Consider the following 1,034-nt stretch of genomic DNA (forward strand, 5'->3'; position numbering starts at 1 on the left):
CCCAGCGACCCGGCCAGCTGGCGTGAAATCGCCGAACGATCTGCCCCGGTGTCAATGATAAAGGGATGCGGCGCGCTGCCGTTGATCGATACCGGCACCGTCATGCGGTTGGCCAGCGCACCCAGCGCCAGCGTGCCGCTCGCTTCCTCCGTAACGGCAGCGGGCGCAGCTTCCTGTGTCGCAGCGGGCGCCGCGGCAAGCGCGATCAGCAGGGGAGGCAACAGATAGCGTTGCATGATGACTGATCATACGCCTCTGTTCGCTGCGCAGCAAATGTCGTTGGTCGAAAGGGGTTCGCGGCTAATCCAGCCGCATCGCCTCCGCCGCCAGCGCCTCGGCCTCGATCAGGATATCGTCCTCGGCGCTGCCCTGCTGCACATTCTCCCGCCCGATCATCACCAGTACCGGCACAGCCAATGGGGTGACGCGGGGCAAGTCGACATGCAGCATCGTCCCCGCCGCACGATCGAGCAGATCGGCCAGCCGCCCGACATCGGTCATCCGTGCCCGCGCATCTTCCCACGCCGCGCGCAGCAACAGATGGTCCGGCTCATATTTGCGCAGCACATCGTAAATCAGGTCAGTCGAAAACGTGACCTGCCGCCCCGATTTCTTCTTGCCCGGATGTTGCCGCTCGACCAGCCCGCCGATCACCGCAACCTCGCGGAACGCGCGTTTCAGCAAGGCCGAACCCTGCACCCAATCGACAAACTCGTCCTCAAGTATGTCCGCCGAAAACAATGCCTGCGGATCGGCAATCGGCTCCAGTCCGTACACCGCCAGCGCATAATCATTGGCAACGAAGCCGACCGGCTTCAGCCCCATTGCCTCCATCCGCCGCGTGAGCAGCATCCCCAGCGACTGGTGCGCGTTCCATCCCTCGAAACTATAGGCGACGAGGTGATAGCGGCCCTCATGCGGAAAGGTTTCGACCAGCAGCCGGTCCGGCGGCGGCAGTTGCGAGCGCCGGTCCTGCACCTCCAGCCATTCGCGCACGTCATCGGGAAAACGCTGCCACTGGCTGCGGTCCCACA

Annotated in this window: 1 protein-coding gene and 1 pseudogene; both read right to left on the reverse strand. The window is 64.2% G+C overall.

All coding sequences use genetic code 11. The annotated features are described in order from the left end of the window. Positions 1 to 236, reverse strand: a 236-nt coding sequence (locus U1769_RS25535) for an aspartyl protease family protein (protein WP_332720953.1), incomplete at its 3' end; no start/stop codon positions are given. 64 nt (positions 237 to 300) lie between these two features. Further along, a pseudogene (locus tag U1769_RS25540) lies at positions 301 to 1,034 on the reverse strand (DNA ligase-associated DEXH box helicase); the annotation flags it as partial.

Source organism: Parasphingomonas zepuensis (assembly GCF_036663735.1).
Lineage (GTDB): Bacteria > Pseudomonadota > Alphaproteobacteria > Sphingomonadales > Sphingomonadaceae > Sphingomonas.